Genomic DNA, 19,784 nt, shown 5'->3' with positions numbered 1-19,784 from the left:
CCTAAACTTATAATTGACCATGAATTTTGAATTATTTGCACCTGAAGCTCAAGCCAATGTATTGCCTTGTGATGGCGTAGTGGAAGACTTTGGCTTAATTTTAACAGCTGAGCAAAGCACACAATATTTGAATTATTTTTTAAAGCATCTGGCTTGGCAACAGGATGAAGTCATTCTACATGGTCAATACTACAAAACCGAACGTCAAGTTGCATGGTATGGTGATGAAAATTATCAATATCATTATTCAGGAACGTTTAAGCAGGCACATGTGTGGAATCCGGCATTATTTCGTTTAAAACAACATATTGAAAAGTTAGTTGGGTATCGTTTTAACTCTTGCTTAGCCAATTTATATACTGATGGTACGCAAGCAGTAGGTTGGCATAGTGATGATGAACCTGCGTTGGTATCTCAGGTAAGTCAAGAAATGCTGATTGCTTCTTTAAGTTTTGGTGCGACACGAAAATTTAGTTTTAAGCATAAAAGTAAAGCGGAAAAAGTCGATTTACTTTTATATAGTGGGCAACTCATTGTGATGCGAGGAAAGACTCAGCAGCATTGGAAGCATGCCTTAATGAAATCGAAGAAGATTATAGAGCCTCGGATTAATCTGACCTTTCGCCATTTTTTTTAAAAGTCAGCCAGATGAGAGACTAAAAATAACGGCAAAAAAAAGCTTATGCATAAGCATAAGCTTTTCCTCTGAGGATGTCGTTTAAATTGTCATGGAATACAATCGGCGACATGGTGATAATCATATTATGAGAAAGTGGTTGGTAATACAATATGCATTAGGTTTGTTTTTGCATAATTTGAGATTCTAAAAATCTATCGGTTTGTTAGAAAACCTTCATTTTCAGACAATTCAGTAAATTTTTTCTCAATCAATGCGGCATTTTCTTTCAAAATTTCAATTAATTTTTGTAAGTTTACAAATTCAAAGCGATTTTTTGATGCCAATAAGGTCAATGCTAATGGGGGCTCTTTGCTTGAGAACTTAATGGGGATAGATAAGCCTGCAATATTGGGATCTAATTCACCATTAGAAAAATAAAAGCCCTGTTTTTTAATTTGCTTCATTTTGAGTAAAAATTCAGCTTCATTCTCCGCAAAACCAACTTCGGCAAGTTCAACCGAGAAGCGTTGGTAATAGTCCAAAATCCCTTGTTTAGGTAAGTGTGAAATAATCACTTTCGGCGATGAACCGACAAATACAGGACGTGGGCAACCCCGACCATACGAGAGCAAGGTAATATTGTTGAATAATTCATGATGAATATCGATACATGAATCATGGTTTAAATGCGTGAGTAGGCAGCAAAATTCAGTACGTTCCACAATTTGCTGCATAAAAGGGATACTAATTTGTACCAAAGGATCAGTTGTTCGGGAGATGTAATCTAACACTGCAATTTTAGAGCCCAGTGTATAGTCCCCTGAAGTACCACTTAATCGTTGCAGTAATTCTGCTGAAACCAGTTCTTTTAAATATCGGTAGCTGGTGGGCTTAGATAGTCCTAATTCCTCACTAATGATATCGACATTAATGATAGGGCGAGGCACGGAAAATAGATCCAAAACAGTGAGAATCTTACCAAAACTAGAAAGTGCCATAAGTACCTGCTTGGTCAAAGCATAAAAAAGGAAATAACAATGAAGATTACTTTATAACAAAAAATTAAGTAAAAGAGCGCTTTTGTTGTGACGATGCCGTATTTGTAATATGTTTTTTATTTAATATGAGAAATTTAATGCTGATAAGTTGAATACTTCGACATTATTGTAATTAAATTATCGTTATAAGATATTTTGATTGACTTTTTTGGGGTTTTTTGAAAAAATAATCAGAGTAAATATCTAATACTGAATTTTTAGCTTAATTTGACTGATATTTTTCTTGTTTGTTTTGTCTAAATAACGCTCTGCGAAAATTTCTCTATTCATTTTGAATGACGATTATTTCTGATGACCTGCCTAGCTGGTATATTTTTTACACGATTTATCCGAAGGGTATATCGTGTCTTTTAGCCGTCATCTAAAAATGAGTGTGGTGAAGTGTTAAACCTTAATTTGAGATAAGCCAATGCTGCTAACCAAACCATTACTCGCTTTTCGACCAAGTAAATTGGATTGGATCTTTGCGACTAAAACTTTTGTGGCAGGCATGTTGGCGCTTTATATCGCATTTTCTTTAAATTTGGCTTATCCAATTTGGGCGATTGGTACAGTATTTGTGATCGCCAATCCATATTCTGGCATGACTTCATCTAAAAGTATTTATCGGCTATTGGGCACATTATTAGGTGCAATCGTGTCGATTGCCGTGACGCCATTTTTAATCAATACCCCCATACTATTTACCTTATTCTTGGCATGTTGGGTCGGTTTTTGTCTATATATCTCAATGCTAGACAGAACATCTCGCAGTTATGTCTCGATGCTAGCGGGTTATACCACGGTCATTATTTGCTACAACATGGTTTATTATGCCGACACAGTGTCTATTTTTGATATGGCACTTGGACGCTTTTTGGAAATTACCGTGGGGGTAGTGTGCAGTGCAATTGTCACCACCACCATTTTTCCAATGCATATTGGACCTGCGGTGGAAACCCGTGTTTCAAAAATAATTCAGGATATCAAAGTATTATTTGATCAAATTTTGCTGGATCAAAAACAACTGGATAATTACAACCAATGGTTGGGTAATATTACCCGAGATGCTTCAGATATTCATGTGCTGGCTGTTCATTTGTCCTATGAGCGATCGAGCCTTCAAGGCATGACTAAGCCCCTGCAAGAAATGTTGCATCAATTGACCATGCTGGTGGCAAATTTGGTTGCCATGTCGGAGCGTATGAAACAGCTAGATCAGATTGATATGACATACCGTGAGAATTTAAAAGTGGTGCATGGGCATATTGCAGAATTTTTGCACGATCATCACGACATTAAAGCACAAGAGTTGAATGTTTTACCCCATCAGTTTGAATCCGATTTTGCTGCTTTAGTCGTATCCGCACGTCCTGAACAGCAGATCATTTTAAATGGTTTGAAGATGGATGTTCGGCACTTTATTCAAAATGTGCGTGCGGTGAAATTGATTTGGCAACGTATTCAGCAAGGGAATGATACCTTGCCAGAAAGTATCACACCTTTAACCACAACCTATCCGAGTTTGCATCGTGATCATGGGGCGGCAGTACGAGGTGGAATTTCAGCGTTTATCACCATTCTGATTGCGACCTCATTTTGGATACTCAGCGGCTGGAAAGCAGGTTTTATGATGGCCGAAATGGCTGCGATTTGTGCCTGTATTTTGACGGCAATGGATAACCCTGTACCGGCATTAAAACTATTTATTCGAGCGAGTATTTATTCTGCTGTTGTGGTGTTTATTTATGCTTATGGTGTTTTTCCACATGTGACAACCTTTTGGGAGTTGGTCTTGGTGCTTGCACCATTCAGCATATTCTGCCTGATGTTGTTTCCACATCCACCATTAGCAGGACTGGGCTTACCTCTATTGATGAGCTCAATAATGGGGCTGAATTTGCAGAACCATTATATGTTGGATCAAATTACATTTTTTGATGCCTCTATTGGCACAGTGATTGGTCCTATTATTTCTGTTTATGTCATTCACATCGTTCGAGCGATGTCTCCAGATATGGCTGTACAGCGTATTTTAGCCTTACATTATAAAGCAGTCAGAAATGCCCTATATCTGTCTTATGGAGCCGATTTTAAAAAGCATCTGCGTAGTATGTTGGATCGGATTGGGGTATTAAATAGTAAAGCGGTACAGTCTGAACAGCTCAAAAATGATATTAATTTGGCATTAGTCGAAACCAGTACTGTGATTGATTTAACTCGATTACAAGAGTTAATCAACAAACTGCCACAACAAGACGCGATCATTTTTTATATTAAAGATTTACAACAGTCACTAGATGACTATTTCCAAGCCAAAGAAATGCAGCAAGCATCTGCCAATTTGTTACAAATTTTTTTGCACCGTCTTGCTGTGGTTCAGTCTGCAACGGATGACGTGGAAAATCGGGATATTGCACAGCGTTTGAATATTTCACTGAACAATATCCGCAGCAGTTTATGTCATCAAACGAATATAAAAATAACTGAACACGAAAAATGGGTAGGGATATAAGGATGGGTGAACTTAATCTTTATGGGGTCTACGTCCCGATCCTGTTAATTCAGAGCATGCTTGCTTATATCTTGCTGAAAATAGTGATGATGGCAACAGATCGACTGGTTGATCAAGGCTGGATTGCATGGCCAAGCCTATTTAATTTATGTCTCTATGCGGTGCTGATTTTTCTAGTGCATTGGTTATTTATTTTATCGGGTATCTAAAATGAAGATCAATATGGTTCAAATTGAAATGAATAAGGTAAAGCTGATATGAAATCTTTTGATTTGCGTAAAATAATTCGACCAATTGTTTTGCTGATCATGGTTGTAATTGCAATTTTTGCCATGATCCATATCTGGAATTATTACAATTCTGAACCGTGGACACGCGACGGGCGTGTGCGTGGTGATGTGATTCAGGTGTCTTCCGATGTTTCGGGTCTAGTGACGGATGTTTTGGTACAAGATAACCAAAGCGTTAAAAAAGGACAGGTGTTGTTTAAAATAGATGTAGCACGTCAAGCATTAGATGTGGAACAAGCAAAATCTGATTTGAGTAAAGCCAAAGCAAGTTTAGCCGCAGCCGAGGCTAGCTTAGTACAGGCCAAAGCCAATGTGGTTGCATCCCAAGCGAGCAGTACGCTGGCTGAAAAAAATGCCAATCGTTATGCCAATTTAATGGATGGTGCAATTTCTAAACAAGAACAAGATCAAATGTTTGCAGCACGAGATCAATTGCATGCTGAACATGAACAAATGCAAGCTGCAACAGAGCAGGCGCAAGCCAATATCAAGCAACAACAAGCCCTGATTGAAGTTGCAAGCAGTCAATTGCATATGGCACAGTTAAATTTACATCGTTCTGAAGTGATTGCCCCAGCAGATGGAACATTATCCAATTTTGAACTTCGTGTTGGTAATTATGTCAAAGTTGGGCAAGCGGTAGCAGCATTATTAGACCGTAAACAGTTGTACATAGTGGGTTATTTTGAAGAAACCAAACTTGATAAAATTTATGTCGGCGCACCTGCCACCATTCAGATGATGGGCGATTCTGAAAAATTAAAAGGGCATGTACAGGGTATTGCCTCAGGAATTGAAGATCGTGAACGAACATCGTCATCAGGGCTTTTAGCCAATGTAAATCCAACTTTTAGTTGGGTACGTTTAGCGCAACGTGTACCAGTAAAAATTGTATTAGATGAAATGCCTAAGAATGAATTGGCTTTTGTGGCGGGGCGCACGGCAACCATCCATATTGAAAAACCAGTCAAATAATCAGCTTACCTTTTATTAATCTTAATTCAAAAAAGTCATTCGATTTCGAATGGCTTTTTTGACGCAATATTTTTAAAATTGTTTGAACTTTTTAGAAAATTAAGGTGTAACTCCTTCAGGAGCTCGATACCAACTTTCAATAAAAAGTGCAGCGGCAATACTATCAGCTGCTAACTTTTTACCCCGACCTTGCGCTTGATAATGACCCAACTCATCACGTGCTTCACGTGTGGTTAAACGCTCATCCACCATCAATGTTTCAATATTGGTTTGATGGCGCAAACGACGCGCAAACTTGCGCGAGCGCGCAGAAAGTTCGGACTCCGTATCATCCATATTTAACGGTAAACCCACTAAAAATAAAGTCGGTTGATACTGTTTAACAATTTTCAGTAATTCATCCCAGTTCGGAATGCCATCTTTCATCGGAAACAGCGCAAGTGGATTGGCACTTTCAATCATGGATTGACCCACTGCCATGCCCATTTTTTGTGTACCAAAATCAAATGCCATAATCATGTAAGGTTGTGATAAATCAGGCATGTCCAATCTCTGATGAAAGCCAAGTTCGGTCTACGCCCATTTTTTTATAGGCAGCATCCAAACGGTCACCATAAGGTAAATTAAAAATTAAATCCATATCGGAATCACAAATCAGCCAAGCACCACGTGCCATTTCTTCTTCCAGCTGGTTTTTGCCCCAACTGGCATAACCTAAGGCAATTTGGTAACGTCCAACGCCTTCATTATGCGCAATGGCATCTAAAATATCTTTAGAGGTGGTAATACACACATTGTCACCCACAGCAATAGAAGAATGCCATGTCGGTTGACCAGTATGTAGCACAAATCCAGCTTCAGGGCGTAAAGGACCGCCTTGTAATACATCATGAGGATTGACATGATCCGCTTCAATTTCAAGGTCATTCAAGAGTTCTTTAATTGAAAGACCAGACGGACGGTTAATAATAATGCCTTGAGCGCCTTCTTCATCATGTCGTGCTAAATAAATCACGGTGTTGGCAAAAAAATCATCGGCTAAATCAGGAGGCGCAATGAGACAGCGATGTGTCAGATATTGTTTAGTCATCTAAGCCATTCCCCCTTTAAATTAAAAAGCTGATTAAAGTAATAATATTATTATCTTTAACTTACTAAACTAATGGAGTTTCGCCAATCATTTTTTATGATTTAACCGACAAACTTAAACTTGTTGAAATTTAAGCTGTCTTAATTGCTTGGCATGTTGCAGCGTGGTGTCATTAATTTCGACACCGCCTGTCATACGTGCGAGCTCATCAATCCGCTGTTCTTCAGTGAGGTTAATAATGGTACTGCTTGCAGGATCGGTTTGGCGTTTTTTAACCAATAAATGCTGATCAGATTGGGCAGCAACTTGTGCTTGATGCGTGATACATAAAATTTGCACATGTTGAGCTAAATCTGCCAATAAACGCCCGACCATTTCTGCGGTACCACCGCTGATCCCGACATCTATTTCATCAAAGACTAAAACCTCAGATTCTGTTTTTTCCGCATTCATCACTTGCATGACCAACGCAATACGAGATAGTTCACCACCTGATGCGACACGTGCCAACGGTTGTGCAGGAATACCTTTATTTGCGGTGAACAGCAGTTGAATAAAGCTAAACCCTTCGGCTGTTGCTTGTTCTAACGGTTCAAATTTGAATTCAAAATAGGCTTCGGGCAAAGCCAATTGTTTGACTTGTTCGGTCAGTTTTTTCGCCAAAGGTATTGCTGCTGCACAGCGAATCTCATCTAAGTGCTGTGCTTTGGCTAAAAAGTCTTGCTGAGATAAGGCAACCTGTGCGGCTAAAGTTTCAGGATCTTCCAGCTGATGTAGTTGTTCAAGCTCTGTCTGCCAAGTCTGATAATCTTGTTTCAACTGTTCAGGTTGGGTTCGATATTTACGCGCTAAACGATGAAAAATTTCGAGCTGTACATTTAGCTCTTCGACACGCTCAGGATTGAAGCTTTGACGATCAATAAATTGCCGCAAATTCACCGTTGCATCTTCAATTTCACTTTGTGCATTGAGCAGTGAGTTATAAATTTCGGACAGTTGTTCGCTACGCCCGGCGTGTGATTCTAAACGGCGAATAATTGAAGATACTTCTTGGGTGATGTTTTGCTCAGCATCATCCAAGGCAGCTAAACTAGAGCTACAATCTTGCATGATATGTTCATGATGGCTTAAACGGTCGAACTCTTGCTCAATCTCTTTATAGTCAATTGGGGTGATTTCTTCGAGCTCTTCAAGCTGCAATACTAAAGTTTCAATTCGTTGTTTTCGTGTCGCCTGTGCATCTAAGGCAGCTTGATGCTGACGAATATCTTTTTGCCATGTGCTATAAGCATCACGAACATCTTGTGCAGGTTGGTAAAAGTTGCTGTAACGATCGAGCCAATGCTTCGGATAAGGTGGTTCGAGTAATTGTTGCTGACTATGCTGACTATACAGTTGTACCAGTAAACGTCCAATTTCTTTGAGTTCAGACAGGCTGCTTGGGCGACCATTAATCCACGCTTTACTGCGACCTGTCGCAAAAATCACTCGTCTTAAATGAATTTCACCAGATTCATCATCCAGCTCATGGCTTTTTAACCATTCGGCTTCTGCGCTGTGTGCTTGATAACTAAAAATGGCGGTGACATCCGCTTTATCATGACCAAAACGAACGTAATTGGTATCCGTACGTTCGCCTAAACATGCCGAAAGGGCATCTAATAATAAAGATTTACCTGCACCTGTTTCACCCGTCAAAACATTGAAACCTTGTTCAATATCAATGGCTAAGTGGTCGGCTAAAGCAAAATTGATCAGAGTTAAGTGTGTCAGCATAAACGCATCCGAGCTGCGAAAAATTTTAATCTAAGATAGTGAAATTTTGTTTGGGTCACAAGACAACTTTTATTTTAAGATGACGTAAAACATGATTATTTTACCTGATATTCATTATAAAAATAAAACTACCTTTGACTGAAGATACGCTATAAAAGCCATATACATAAATTAAATTGCATTTTTAGACCCTATTTTGATGGTTATTGTATGCTCAAATGGAATAAAAACTTATCGATCAGTTGATCAATCCATATTTTTAGAGGCTTGTCAGAACAATAATCGTGATATTGCAATAATAATGTAGGCATATAAAGACTTCTGACTACGATCTCCCTCTGGGTTTATACCTCTTATCTGGATTTAATATTGGCCCTTGGGGAAAGTTAATTGACCTTTAGTCGAGGAAGCACGAAAACTTATTTGTGCTTCTGATATGCTTGTTTTAGACTCTCGCGAACAAGTGGGAAATTCTCTAAATATGGATGTCAAAAATATCCGTACATATTTGGAAAATATTAATTTAGCTTTATGAAACATCGATTGATTAGTTTAATGCTCAGCTTTAAACTACATCCGTCAAAAATTATAAATGCGCATTATCTGGAGAATACGCATGTCAAATCAGTTTGATCACGTGTCTGTTATTAAAAAATCGAATGTTTATTTCGGTGGGTTATGTATTAGTCATACTGTACAATTTGAAGATGGTACAAAAAAGACTTTAGGGGTCATTTTGCCAACCGAACAAGCACTGACTTTTGAAACGCATGTTCCTGAACGTATGGAAATAGTTTCAGGTGAATGCCGCGTACAAATCGCGGATAAAATCGAAAGTGAATTATTCCGCGCGGGACAGTCTTTTTATGTACCAGGCAATAGTCGTTTTAAAATCGAGACCGATGAAGTGCTCGATTATGTCTGCCATTTAGAAGGCTAAGCACAAGTCGCATTATTAAGGCAAAGAAATTTTAGCCTGAATCAGTTAAACTAGATTTAAGCATTAATCCTGTAAAGCCAGCTTTGCAGGATTTTTCTTTTTTGCATTGTATACATCTATTTTAGAGGCCGTTCATGGCAAAAACCGAATATTTTTATGGCGTTCACTCAGTGGAGTCATTACTTGAGCTTGAGCCAGAGCGTGTACTGACATTATTTACACTCAAAGGTCGTGACGATCACCGTTTGAAAAACGTTTTGGCTTTAGCTGACCCTTTTGGAATCAGTGTACAACAAGCCAGTCGTGAAAAATTGGAAAAATTGGCAGGTCAGCCTTTTCATCAGGGGGTGGTTGCCGCAGTTCGTTCACATCCAACACTGAATGAACAAGATCTGGATGATTTGCTGAAACAAAATCCTCAAGCGCTTTTGCTGGCTTTAGATCAGGTCACTGATCCACATAACTTAGGTGCCTGCATTCGTACAGCAGCGGCTATGGGCGTAGAGGCGGTGATTGTAGCGCGTGATCGTTCTGCAAGCTTAACCCCAACAGCACGTAAAATTGCTGCAGGTGGTGCAGAAAAAGTGAAGTTTATTCAAGTGACGAATTTGGCACGCACTTTAGGCAACATTAAAGAAGAGTTTAATGTTCGCGTGGTGGGTACCATGTTGGATGAAAAAGCCTTACCGGTACATGAATTCGATTTTACCGGAACAGGTATTTGTGTGGTGATGGGTGCTGAAGATACAGGTTTGCGTCCAATTACACAGTCACAGTGTGACCAAACAGTTTATATCCCAATGGCGGGTAATTTACAGAGTTTGAATGTTAGTGTTGCAACGGGTATGGCTTTATATGAAGTGTGCCGTCAACGTAACACGTAATCTTTTTTGATTTAAAATTTAAAAGTTGTTGGTGATGTCTCCTCGGTCTCAAGGTTATGTATTTGTTGTAATGACCATGTGTATTTGGGGAGGGTTCACTCTTACTGCGCGCTTAAGTGCCAATTGGGGCATTAGTGCATGGGATATTGTGGCATTACGTTTTGCATTAGCATTTTGTATTTTAATGCCGATTTTGATCTATAAAAAAGACACCGCTTTTCTATGGAAAAAACAGCCTTTTCTTTTGGCGATGATCGGCGGTGTAGGTTATTATTTGACCTGCTATAGTGCTTTTCATTATGTGCCCGCAGCACATGCAGCCATTTTCTTAAATGGCTGTATTCCACTGTGTACCGCCGTTGCTGCATTTCTGCTGTTTAAAGAACCCTTCGATAAACATACATGGCTCAGTTTGGTCATTATGCTGAGTGCCATCAGTGTAATGAGCTTTTTAATGTATCAAGAAACGGGTGTGGTTTTTGGTTTTGGCGACCTGTTGTTTTTCTTAAGTGCAGTTTGGTGGGGCATTTTCACAGTCTTGTTACGGCAATGGAAGCTTTCTGCGTGGCATTCTATGGCTAGTGTTGCGATTTGGTCTGCGGTTGTTTATATCCCAATCTATTTGATTTTTCTTCCAAAAAACTTGAGTGGACCTGAACCTATACACTTACTGATACAGACTCTTTTCCATGGTGTATTTGTAGTAATTGTGGCGACCATAACTTATGTGGAAGCGATTAAACGACTTGGTGTATTTAAGACGGGAAGTATTGTTACGCTGGCACCTTTTATGGCGGCAATTCTAGCTGTACCCCTTTTGGGTGAATCTTTAAGCTGGGCCATTATATGCGGTTTGATTGGCATGGCGATTGGTGCTTTACAACCATGGCGTTGGATCATGCATAAAGACAGTTTGCAGCAGCAATTGGATCAACAAAAAAAACAGTCTTAATCGACTGTTTTTTATTTTTAGCGTTTTAAATAGCGTTCATGCAGTACTTTTAAATGACTGTATAAATGTTCAAGATGACCATCATTTAGCACGATATCATTAGCCAAATGCTGTTTTTGCTGACGAGGCATTTGTGCCTGAATAATCTTGTGAATTTGCTCAATGGATTGACCATCACGTTGGCTGGCACGTTGAATTTGTAATTCCTCCGTCGCATCAATCAATAAGCTGTGATCGGTTAATTCATGTTGATTGGTTTCAAACAGCAGGGGTGAAACCAAAATGACATAGCGGCTTGTCGCAGCTTGCAATTGTTGAATAATCGATTGGCGAATAGCAGGGTGGGTAATATACTCTAAGGTTTGACGTGCGTTTGGGTCTTTAAAGATGTGTTCGCGTAACACTTGGCGATTTAGTTCACCATTTTCAAGTAAAACCCCATCACCAAAAGCGGCATGAATTTGTTGTAAAGCGGGTTGGCCTTTTTCAACCACTTCACGCGCCACGATATCCGCATCAACAACAGTTATGCCTTGGGTTTCAAACCATGTACTTGCAGCAGATTTTCCACTGCCAATTCCGCCTGTTAAACCCAAGATAAATGTCATATCTTCACCTGAAATTATTGTCCTAAATACGCTTTCATAATTTGCTCGCCCCAAATAAACGCAATCCAGCCCGCAATTGCAATATAAGGGCCGAATGCAAAAGGTTGATTTTCTTTACGTATTTTAAGCAGAATAATACCAATAATGGCACCAACCAAAGATGAAAGTAGCACAATCAGAGGGAGCATTAAAGGTCCCATCCAAGCGCCTAAAGCAGCAAGCAGCTTGAAGTCTCCATAACCCATGCCTTCTTTACCCGTAATGATTTTAAACAGGTAATACACAATCCAAAGGCATAAAAAGCCAATGATATAGCCCCAAATCGCAGAAGTAGCTGAGATATAAATGGCATAGCTATTAATGCCTAAACCCAGTGCTGCTAAGGTTAAGGTATAACGGTCTGGCAGGAGTTGGGTATCAAAGTCGATGAAAGTCAGCGCGATCAGTATCCACGTTAAAAGCAGTCCGAAGAGCATTTGTAGCGTTGGCCCAAATACAGCAACAATGACCAATGACGCAATTGCAGTCAGCAGCTCAATCAATGGGTAACGTATGCTGATTGGGTTTTGACAAGAACCACATTTGCCACGTAACACTAACCAACTGATGACGGGAATATTTTGATACCAACGAATTTCAGTATGACATTTGGGGCAGGTCGAAGCAGGCTTACTGAGTGTAAGTTTAGATTCGTCAATAATCGCTTGGTCAGGATGAAGAAACATTTGGCAATCTTGTCGCCATTCTTGCTCCATCATTTTAGGGGTGCGGTAGATGACGACATTGAGAAAACTACCAATACATAAACTAAAAAGCCCAACTGCAATATATAGTGCAGTTGAGTTATTCGTAAAATAAGCGATCAATTCTTGCATTAAACTACAGAACCCATTTGGAAGATTGGTAGATACATTGCGATAACCAGACCACCGACCAGTACACCAAGTACAGCCATAATTAGCGGTTCCATCATTGAGGTTAAACCGTCGACAGCATTGTCAACTTCATTTTCAAAATGGGTGGCAACTTTATCGAGCATTGAGTCGAGTGCACCCGATTCTTCACCAATGGCAACCATTTGTACTGCCATAGATGGAAATTTATTGGTGACGCGCATGGCAAATTGAAGTTGCTGACCTGTCGCAACATCATCACGGATTTTCAGTACAGCTTCTTCATAAACGCAATTGTTGGTTGCACCTGCAGTTGACTCTAAAGCATCAATCAATGGCACACCGGCAGCAAAAGTGGTGGCTAAGGTGCGGCTATAACGAGCAATAATCGCTTTATAGACTAAGTCACCAAAAATAGGGGCTTTCAGTGCTGCTTTATCGAGGAAATCACGGAATTTTTTACTACGTTTTTTGGCTTCAAGAAAGCATGCAATAATGATACCAATCACAATTATCAGTATAAACCAGTATTTCTGCATCCACTCCGACATATTCACCACCATTTTGGTAAAGGCGGGTAAATCTGCACCAAACGAGCTGAATACATTTTGGAATACTGGAACGACTTTGACCATGAGAATAATTGTCACCACAAGCGCAACCACAATAACAGCCGCAGGATACTTCATGGCCTTTTTGATTTTCTGCTTCAGAAGCTCACTTTTTTCTTTGTAAATAGCGACACGGTCAAGCATGGTTTCGAGTGCACCAGATTGCTCCCCGGATTCAACCAAAGAACAAAAAAGATTGTCGAAATATTGTGGGTATTTGCGTAAGGCGCCTGCAAAAGTATTACCCCCTTCAACCTCACCTTTAATGCCTAATACCACTTCACGCATAGATGGATTTTCAAGACCTTCTGCTACAATTTCGAAACTTTGGACTAAAGGTACACCAGCTTTCATCATTGTTGCTAACTGACGAGTAAAGATGGTGATGTCGAGTGTGGTGACCTTTTTTTTCATTAACCCTTCGAGAATGTTTTTTCGCTTTTCTCGAATAGTCTTAATAGTAATTCCTTGCTTACGTAAAGTCACTTTAGCCAGTGCCATATTACGTGCAGGTAATTCGCCCTTAAGTTTTGCCCCTTTGCGATCAATTCCTTCATAACTGAAGGTTGGCATCATCTGTGCTTTTTTAACAGCCATGAATTTATCCTTATTTTTAAATATTTTATCTATTCGCTAGTCACACGATTAACTTCTTGAAGAGAAGTTACCCCCTGCATGACTTTCATTAATCCTGAACGACGTAAATTACTAAACCCCGATTTTTCCGATGCTGCTGCAATTTCAAGTGCATTGCCATCTTCCATAATAATTTTCGAAATTTCAGGTGTTACCTTCATTACTTCATAAATACCAACACGACCTTTATAACCATCACGGCATTCTGAACAGCCTACGGGTTGATAAACGTGAAAATCTGGATGTCTTAAATCCTCTTCCTTAAAGCCCATTTCCAATAGACTTGGTTCTGGAATATCTGAAGGAATTTTACATTGTGGGCATAAACGTCGAGCTAAACGTTGTGCAATCACTAAGTTTACAGAGGTTGCAATGTTAAAGGAAGGTACGCCCATATTTCTTAAGCGCGTGAGTGTTTCGGGCGCACTATTGGTATGTAGTGTTGACATCACCATATGTCCAGTTTGTGCGGCTTTAACAGCAATTTCTGCGGTTTCTAGATCTCGAATCTCACCGACCATCACAATATCTGGATCTTGGCGTAAAAATGATTTGAGGGCGACTGAGAAGGTTAAACCTACTTTAACGTTGACATTGACTTGATTAATCCCTTCTAAGTTAATTTCGACTGGATCTTCGGCTGTTGAAATATTGGTATCTTCTCGGTTAAGAATATTTAAGCCAGTATATAAAGAAACCGTTTTACCTGAACCTGTAGGACCTGTGATCAGTAGCATGCCTTGTGGTTTATCCAAAGCTTGCATAAACAATTCCTTTTGTGCAGGTTCATAACCGAGTGCATCAATCCCCAGCATCGCACTGGATGGATCTAAGATACGCAGCACCAGTTTTTCACCAAAGAGGGTCGGTAATGAGTTAACACGAAAGTCGATGGCTTTGGTTTTTGAAAGTTTGAGTTTAATCCGTCCATCTTGAGGTAGGCGTTTTTCAGAAATATCCATCTGGGACATTACTTTTAAACGCGAGGCTAAGCGTGTGGCAAGTTGTAAGGGCGGGGTTGCAATGTGACGCAGTACCCCATCGACACGATAACGAACGCGATACGTTTTCTCATAAGGTTCAAAGTGTAAGTCGGATGCACCCATACGAATCGCATCAATTAAGAGTTTATTGATGTATTTGACAATCGGGGCTTCATCGGCTTGTTGCTCGTTGTCATCATCATCTTTGTTGCTTGGATCTTCTGGTTCAAGATTTAGGTCGATATCATCATCAGAAAATTCAAAGCTATCCGCTTCGGCAAAATTTTGTTCAATGAGTTTTTCTAATTTTGGATGCTCAACAATCACAGCTTCAATATTCATTTTACTATTGAAGCGTATCGCATCCATCGCATCGATATTGGTTGGGTTGCTGGTAGCGACGTAGAGTAAATTACCACGTTTAAAAATTGGTAAAATACGATGTTTGGTAATCAGTTTTTCGTCAATGCCCTCACGGATAATTTGTACAGAATCATAAACACTAAGGTCGAAAAGTGGCTCGCCAAACTCTTGAGAAATTTTTTCAGCAATATCTAAGGATGACATTTTTAATTGATCAATTAAAAAAGGCACAATATCTTGATTGGCTTTTTTGGCATTTAAGATCGCATTCTGCATATTTTCAGCAGAAATTAAGCCTTCTTCAACTAAACGTCGATTGAAACCGGTAAATCTAGGTGAACCTTTTAATGCTGTCATGCTTGAATATGCCTGCTAATAAATCAATTTGTTTATAATTGGTATTTTTAAATTATACTTTTGTTATATAAAAATACCATAACTTAAAATGTTGTCATCTACTTAATATCAGATAAAACTTTGAACCAGTCGTAATTACACGATGAAGTTTTTTTCAGAATGCAGTAATTTATTTTCAAAAATAGGTTTGGCATAAAAAGCTGTGCGAAAATTATCTAAAAAATATTGAATTCCGTGTAGAATGTGCGCGGTTTAATGAATTGTTTTTAATAGGTTACTGTATGTCGGGTTCGGCTATTACTCCTTGGGTTGTCGGCAATTGGAAAATGAACCCAATGCACGCAGATGCCAAAGAGCTGTTAAGTGGTTTTAAAAAATTATTGCAAAATAATGAAATTAAAGAAGAAAATTGTCATATAGGTATTGCGCCTAGCATGCTTGCTTTGGTCAGTGTTCAAGCAGAATTGGCAAGTTCGGTGCGTCCCATTTATACCGTTGCTCAGAATATTTCTCGTGTCGCGGGGCTGGGTGCTTATACTGGTGAAGTGAGTGCTGAGCTGCTGAAAGATCATCACATTGATTTTGTACTGATTGGTCATTCTGAGCGCCGTGAAATTTTTAATGAAACGCCGCAAATATTGAATGAAAAAGTTAAAAATGCTTTAACTGCTGGATTAACCATTATTTATTGTGTGGGCGAAAGCCTAGAGCAACGTGAAAATGGTCAAGCAGAGCAGGTAGTATTGCAACAAATCTGTGATATCGCAGCGGTGGTTCAAGCAGAGCAGTGGCAAAAGATTGTGATTGCATATGAACCTATTTGGGCAATCGGTACGGGTAAGACAGCATCACCCGAAGATGCTCAGACGATGCATGCCAAAATTCGTGAAGGTTTAACTCAAATCACAGCGTTTGGTGCAAGCATGGCTATTCTGTATGGCGGTAGTGTTAAAGCCGAAAATGCAGTAGAGTTGGCGACCTGTCCAGATATTAATGGTGCGCTAGTAGGTGGTGCATCTTTAAATGCAGCGTCTTTTTATGAAATTGCTCAAGCTTTTGCAAATACAAAATAATTAGGAGTTCGGCATGCAAACTTTTGTGCTGGTAGTACATATTATCTTAGCCATTTTAATGATTGTATTGATTCTGGTACAACATGGTAAAGGTGCAGATGCTGGTGCATCATTTGGTGGCGGCGGTGCTGCAACTGTATTTGGTGCGTCAGGTTCAGGTAACTTTTTAACGCGTTTGACTGCAGTCTTAACCGCACTGTTTTTTATCACCAGTTTAACTCTAGCTGTATTTGCTAAAAAACAAACCACAGATGCTTATAGTTTAAAATCGGTACAAACGACCACGACTGCTCCTATAAATTCGAGTGAAACTTCACCAGTTGCACCAAAAACAGGTGAATAACCTGATTTAGTCCTTTCTTTTTGGAGATGATCCGACTAGAATGCGACACAGCTGCGGTGGTGGTGGAATTGGTAGACACGCTACCTTGAGGTGGTAGTGCCTTCGGGCGTGGGGGTTCAAGTCCCCCCTTCCGCACCAGCTTATAATCCAGAACATAAGTTGGTGTGTGCAGCAAATCTGTTGATGCGGGATGGAGCAGTCTGGTAGCTCGTCGGGCTCATAACCCGAAGGTCGTTGGTTCAAATCCAGCTCCCGCTACCAATACTATTTAGAGGCAAACTAAATAGGCGATTTAAATTAAATTTTAATCGTGATTGAATTTTTGCAGGTTGATGCGGGATGGAGCAGTCTGGTAGCTCGTCGGGCTCATAACCCGAAGGTCGTTGGTTCAAATCCAGCTCCCGCTACCACTTTTGATTAAGGTGCAACTTAGTCAAGCAACCACTGAATAGTTTTTGATTGAAAATGTTTAGTAAGTTGTATATAATTTTTGCACGTTGTTGCGGGATGGAGCAGTCTGGTAGCTCGTCGGGCTCATAACCCGAAGGTCGTTGGTTCAAATCCAGCTCCCGCTACCAAGTTTCTAAAAGGCTCACAAAAATGGTGGGCCTTTTTGCACAGTGGACTTTGGTTTTTCTGTGTACACAGGGGCGATTACGCCCTTTTTTATTGGCTATCGTGTAGTGTCGACATCCATTGGTCAAATTGTCATGTTTCACTACTAATATAGTTGAGTTAGTCTGAACCGGTCACAGCGACAATTGAATCGCACAACAATGACGAGAGTAAATGAAGCTATCAAATAAAACACAAGCACTTCAAGATTTAATAACTCCTGCAGTGCAAGCTTGTAATGTAGATCTTTGGGGAATTGAATTTATTCCTCAAGGTAAACGTTCTTTATTGCGTATCTATATTGATAAAGCGAACGAAAATAACACGCAACCTGTCATGAATGAAGAGGGTGAGCTCGAAGAAGGTCTCGGTATTGGCGTACAAGACTGTGTTCGCGTAACACAGCAAGTAGGCGCTATGCTTGACGTACATGATCCGATTTCTGGCGAATATTCACTTGAGGTTTCTTCTCCTGGTTGGGATCGTCCATTCTTTCAACTTCACCAGATGCCAGCTTATATTGGAAAGCAAATTGCTTTACGTCTGATCAGTGCTGTAGAGAACCGTCGTAAATTTCAAGCAAAACTGATTGCTGTTGATCTTGAGAATGAGATCATTCATGTTGAAGTTGAAAATCAACACGTACTTGAAATAGACAGTCATAATATCGACAAATCAAATTTGATCTACCAAGATTAATTTATTCAATAAATAAGAATCTGAACGAATAGGTGACTTATGGCTCGTGAAATTCTTACCGTAGTAGAAACGGTTAGTAACGAAAAAGGTGTGAGTCGTGATGCAATTTTTGAAGCACTTGAACAAGCTTTAGTTGCTGCGACTAAAAAGAAATTTTACGAAGGCACACATGCAGAAGAAGCACAATTGCGTGTCGAAATTGATCGTAAAACGGGTGATTACCGTACTTTCCGTCAATGGGAAGTGGTTGCCGATGAAGATCATGAAATGCCTGCATGTCAAGATGCAATCTCTGACTTGGATCCTGAACAATGGTCTATCGGTGATATTCGTGAACTTGAAGTTGAATCGATTGATTTTGGTCGAATTGCTGCACAAATTGCGAAACAAGTGATTGTGCAAAAGATTCGTGAAGCTGAGCGTGCTTTAGTTGCGGATGCATACGAATCTAAAGTGGGTGAACTCATCTACGGTGAAGTGAAAAAACAAACCAAAGATGGCTTTATCATTGACTTAGGTGATAATGCTGAAGCGTATCTTTCACGTGAAGAAATGATCCCGAAAGAAATTCTTCGTCCTAAACAGCGTATGAACGCTATTCTATATAGCGTGAACCGTGAAGGTCGTGGTGCACAATTATTGTTGACACGTGCGCGTCCTGAAATGCTAATGGCATTGATGAAGAAAGAAATTCCTGAAATTTCTGAAGAAATCATTGAAATTAAAGCCGCTGCACGCCAACCGGGTGTTCGTGCTAAAATTGCTGTGAAAACCAACGATCATCGTATTGATCCTGTGGGTGCTTGTATTGGTATGCGTGGTACACGTATCCAAGCGGTGCAATCAGAGTTAAATGGTGAGCGTATTGATGTAGTGGTGTGGTCTGATGATCCAGCACAGTACATTGCCAGTGCTTTAGAGCCTGCTGATGTGTCGAGCATTGTGATTGATGAAGATGCGCATACTGCTGATATCATTTTCGCAGCTACTGATCAGTTGGCTCGTGCCATTGGTTCACAAGGTCAAAATGTCCGTTTAGCATCTGAATTAACAGGCTACAAACTGGACATGATGCTCGAAGAAGAATTTTACGCGCGTCAACAAAATGAAGCTCAACAATATTTGGACATGTTTGTGAGTCGTCTAGATATTGAAGAAGATTTGGCAATGGCTTTGGTTGAAATGGGCTTTACTTCTTTAGAAGAAATTGCCTATGTTCCAGCCGAAACATTTGATGAAATTGAATTAGATGCTGAAATTGTTGAATTATTGCAAAGCCGTGCAAAAGAAATTACATTGGCTGATGCATTAAAACAACAAGAAGACATTCAAGATCCAAGTGCAGAACTTGTTGCAATGGATGGGATGACACAGGAAATCGCGTACGCACTTGCGGCTCGCGGTGTGGTAACAGTAGATGATTTGGCCGACCAAGCGACTGACGATATTGAAGATATTGAAGGTTTAGGTGCTGAAAAAGCAGGTCAACTCATTATGAAAGCGCGCGAATCATGGTTTAACTAGG

The 19,784-nt window shown here is 39.9% G+C and carries 19 protein-coding genes and 4 tRNA genes; 15 read left to right on the top strand and 8 right to left on the bottom strand.

Going from position 1 to position 19,784, the window contains the following annotated elements; all coding sequences use genetic code 11:
• Nucleotides 1–19: 19 nt before the first annotated feature.
• Entirely contained in the window at nt 20–637 is a 618-nt protein-coding gene (locus tag B9T25_RS04790; protein ID WP_086187329.1) for an alpha-ketoglutarate-dependent dioxygenase AlkB family protein, read from the top strand.
• Nucleotides 638–831: 194 nt separating this feature from the next.
• Here the strand turns inward: B9T25_RS04790 and B9T25_RS04785 are convergent, their stop codons facing one another.
• On the bottom strand, nt 832–1,617 hold the full coding sequence (locus B9T25_RS04785) for an IclR family transcriptional regulator (protein ID WP_086187328.1): 786 nt from the start codon (nt 1,615–1,617) through the stop codon (nt 832–834).
• A gap of 469 nt (nt 1,618–2,086) precedes the next feature.
• Between B9T25_RS04785 and B9T25_RS04780 the strand changes: the two genes are divergently transcribed.
• Genes B9T25_RS04780 through B9T25_RS04770 form a run of 3 tightly spaced genes read left to right on the top strand, consistent with a single transcriptional unit; the run spans nt 2,087 to nt 5,436 of the window.
• Nucleotides 2,087–4,171, top strand: coding sequence for an FUSC family protein (locus B9T25_RS04780; protein WP_086187327.1), 2,085 nt, complete (start codon nt 2,087–2,089; stop codon nt 4,169–4,171).
• Between the two features lie 2 nt (nt 4,172–4,173).
• Nucleotides 4,174–4,380, top strand: a complete 207-nt coding sequence (locus B9T25_RS04775) for a DUF1656 domain-containing protein (RefSeq protein ID WP_086187326.1) — start codon at nt 4,174–4,176, stop codon at nt 4,378–4,380.
• Nucleotides 4,381–4,428: 48 nt separating this feature from the next.
• Nucleotides 4,429–5,436, top strand: a complete 1,008-nt coding sequence (locus B9T25_RS04770) for an HlyD family secretion protein (protein WP_086187325.1) — start codon at nt 4,429–4,431, stop codon at nt 5,434–5,436.
• Nucleotides 5,437–5,535: 99 nt separating this feature from the next.
• On the opposite strand, the gene ruvX is transcribed toward B9T25_RS04770, so the two are convergent.
• From ruvX to recN, 3 genes are all read right to left on the bottom strand, one after another.
• Nucleotides 5,536–5,979: a Holliday junction resolvase RuvX gene (gene ruvX / locus B9T25_RS04765; protein WP_086187324.1), complete on the bottom strand. Its 444-nt coding sequence runs from the start codon at nt 5,977–5,979 to the stop codon at nt 5,536–5,538.
• Nucleotides 5,972–6,526 (bottom strand): YqgE/AlgH family protein, encoded by a 555-nt coding sequence (locus B9T25_RS04760; RefSeq protein ID WP_086187323.1) that lies wholly within the window; start codon nt 6,524–6,526, stop codon nt 5,972–5,974. The genes ruvX and B9T25_RS04760 overlap by 8 nt, the downstream gene beginning before the upstream one ends.
• A 114-nt stretch (nt 6,527–6,640) precedes the next feature.
• Nucleotides 6,641–8,302, bottom strand: a complete 1,662-nt coding sequence (recN, locus tag B9T25_RS04755; RefSeq protein WP_086187322.1) for a DNA repair protein RecN — start codon at nt 8,300–8,302, stop codon at nt 6,641–6,643.
• A gap of 616 nt (nt 8,303–8,918) precedes the next feature.
• Here recN and B9T25_RS04750 point away from each other — a divergent pair.
• From B9T25_RS04750 to B9T25_RS04740, 3 genes are all read left to right on the top strand, one after another.
• Nucleotides 8,919–9,242 (top strand): pyrimidine/purine nucleoside phosphorylase, encoded by a 324-nt coding sequence (locus B9T25_RS04750; protein WP_086187321.1) that lies wholly within the window; start codon nt 8,919–8,921, stop codon nt 9,240–9,242.
• 134 nt (nt 9,243–9,376) lie between these two features.
• Nucleotides 9,377–10,126: a 23S rRNA (guanosine(2251)-2'-O)-methyltransferase RlmB gene (gene rlmB, locus B9T25_RS04745; RefSeq protein WP_086187320.1), complete on the top strand. Its 750-nt coding sequence runs from the start codon at nt 9,377–9,379 to the stop codon at nt 10,124–10,126.
• 34 nt (nt 10,127–10,160) lie between these two features.
• Entirely contained in the window at nt 10,161–11,078 is a 918-nt protein-coding gene (locus tag B9T25_RS04740) for a DMT family transporter (RefSeq protein WP_086187319.1), read from the top strand.
• 17 nt (nt 11,079–11,095) lie between these two features.
• Here B9T25_RS04740 and coaE read toward each other — a convergent pair whose 3' ends face one another.
• Genes coaE through pilB form a run of 4 tightly spaced genes read right to left on the bottom strand, consistent with a single transcriptional unit; the run spans nt 11,096 to nt 15,529 of the window.
• On the bottom strand, nt 11,096–11,686 hold the full coding sequence (coaE, locus tag B9T25_RS04735; RefSeq protein WP_086187318.1) for a dephospho-CoA kinase: 591 nt from the start codon (nt 11,684–11,686) through the stop codon (nt 11,096–11,098).
• A 14-nt stretch (nt 11,687–11,700) separates the two neighbouring features.
• Nucleotides 11,701–12,561: a prepilin peptidase gene (locus B9T25_RS14765; RefSeq protein WP_086187317.1), complete on the bottom strand. Its 861-nt coding sequence runs from the start codon at nt 12,559–12,561 to the stop codon at nt 11,701–11,703.
• Nucleotides 12,561–13,787 carry a type II secretion system F family protein gene (locus B9T25_RS04725; RefSeq protein WP_086187316.1) on the bottom strand — a complete coding sequence of 409 codons (1,227 nt, stop codon included), beginning with the start codon at nt 13,785–13,787 and terminating at the stop codon, nt 12,561–12,563. The genes B9T25_RS14765 and B9T25_RS04725 overlap by 1 nt, the downstream gene beginning before the upstream one ends.
• Nucleotides 13,788–13,816: 29 nt before the next feature.
• Entirely contained in the window at nt 13,817–15,529 is a 1,713-nt protein-coding gene (pilB, locus tag B9T25_RS04720; protein ID WP_086187315.1) for a type IV-A pilus assembly ATPase PilB, read from the bottom strand.
• Nucleotides 15,530–15,810: 281 nt separating this feature from the next.
• On the opposite strand from pilB, the gene tpiA reads away from it, so the two are divergent.
• The 8 genes from tpiA (at nt 15,811) to nusA (ending at nt 19,783) form a co-directional block, all read left to right on the top strand.
• Nucleotides 15,811–16,602 (top strand): triose-phosphate isomerase, encoded by a 792-nt coding sequence (tpiA, locus tag B9T25_RS04715; RefSeq protein WP_086187314.1) that lies wholly within the window; start codon nt 15,811–15,813, stop codon nt 16,600–16,602.
• A gap of 13 nt (nt 16,603–16,615) precedes the next feature.
• Complete coding sequence (gene secG / locus B9T25_RS04710; protein ID WP_086187313.1) at nt 16,616–16,945, top strand: preprotein translocase subunit SecG; 330 nt, start codon at nt 16,616–16,618, stop codon at nt 16,943–16,945.
• Between the two features lie 53 nt (nt 16,946–16,998).
• Nucleotides 16,999–17,083, top strand: a tRNA-Leu gene (locus B9T25_RS04705).
• Nucleotides 17,084–17,129: 46 nt separating this feature from the next.
• Nucleotides 17,130–17,206 (top strand) — tRNA-Met (locus tag B9T25_RS04700).
• Between the two features lie 72 nt (nt 17,207–17,278).
• Nucleotides 17,279–17,355: transfer RNA gene (locus B9T25_RS04695), tRNA-Met, on the top strand.
• A gap of 91 nt (nt 17,356–17,446) precedes the next feature.
• Nucleotides 17,447–17,523 (top strand) — tRNA-Met (locus B9T25_RS04690).
• A gap of 211 nt (nt 17,524–17,734) precedes the next feature.
• Nucleotides 17,735–18,259: a ribosome maturation factor RimP gene (gene rimP, locus B9T25_RS04685; RefSeq protein WP_086187312.1), complete on the top strand. Its 525-nt coding sequence runs from the start codon at nt 17,735–17,737 to the stop codon at nt 18,257–18,259.
• A 39-nt stretch (nt 18,260–18,298) separates the two neighbouring features.
• Nucleotides 18,299–19,783 carry a transcription termination factor NusA gene (gene nusA / locus B9T25_RS04680; protein WP_086187311.1) on the top strand — a complete coding sequence of 495 codons (1,485 nt, stop codon included), beginning with the start codon at nt 18,299–18,301 and terminating at the stop codon, nt 19,781–19,783.
• The last annotated feature ends 1 nt before the right edge of the window (nt 19,784 follow it).

The sequence above is a fragment of the Acinetobacter sp. ANC 4470 genome, from assembly GCF_002135335.1.
Taxonomy (GTDB): domain Bacteria; phylum Pseudomonadota; class Gammaproteobacteria; order Pseudomonadales; family Moraxellaceae; genus Acinetobacter.
This window is presented reverse-complemented; position numbering and strand designations above follow the sequence as displayed.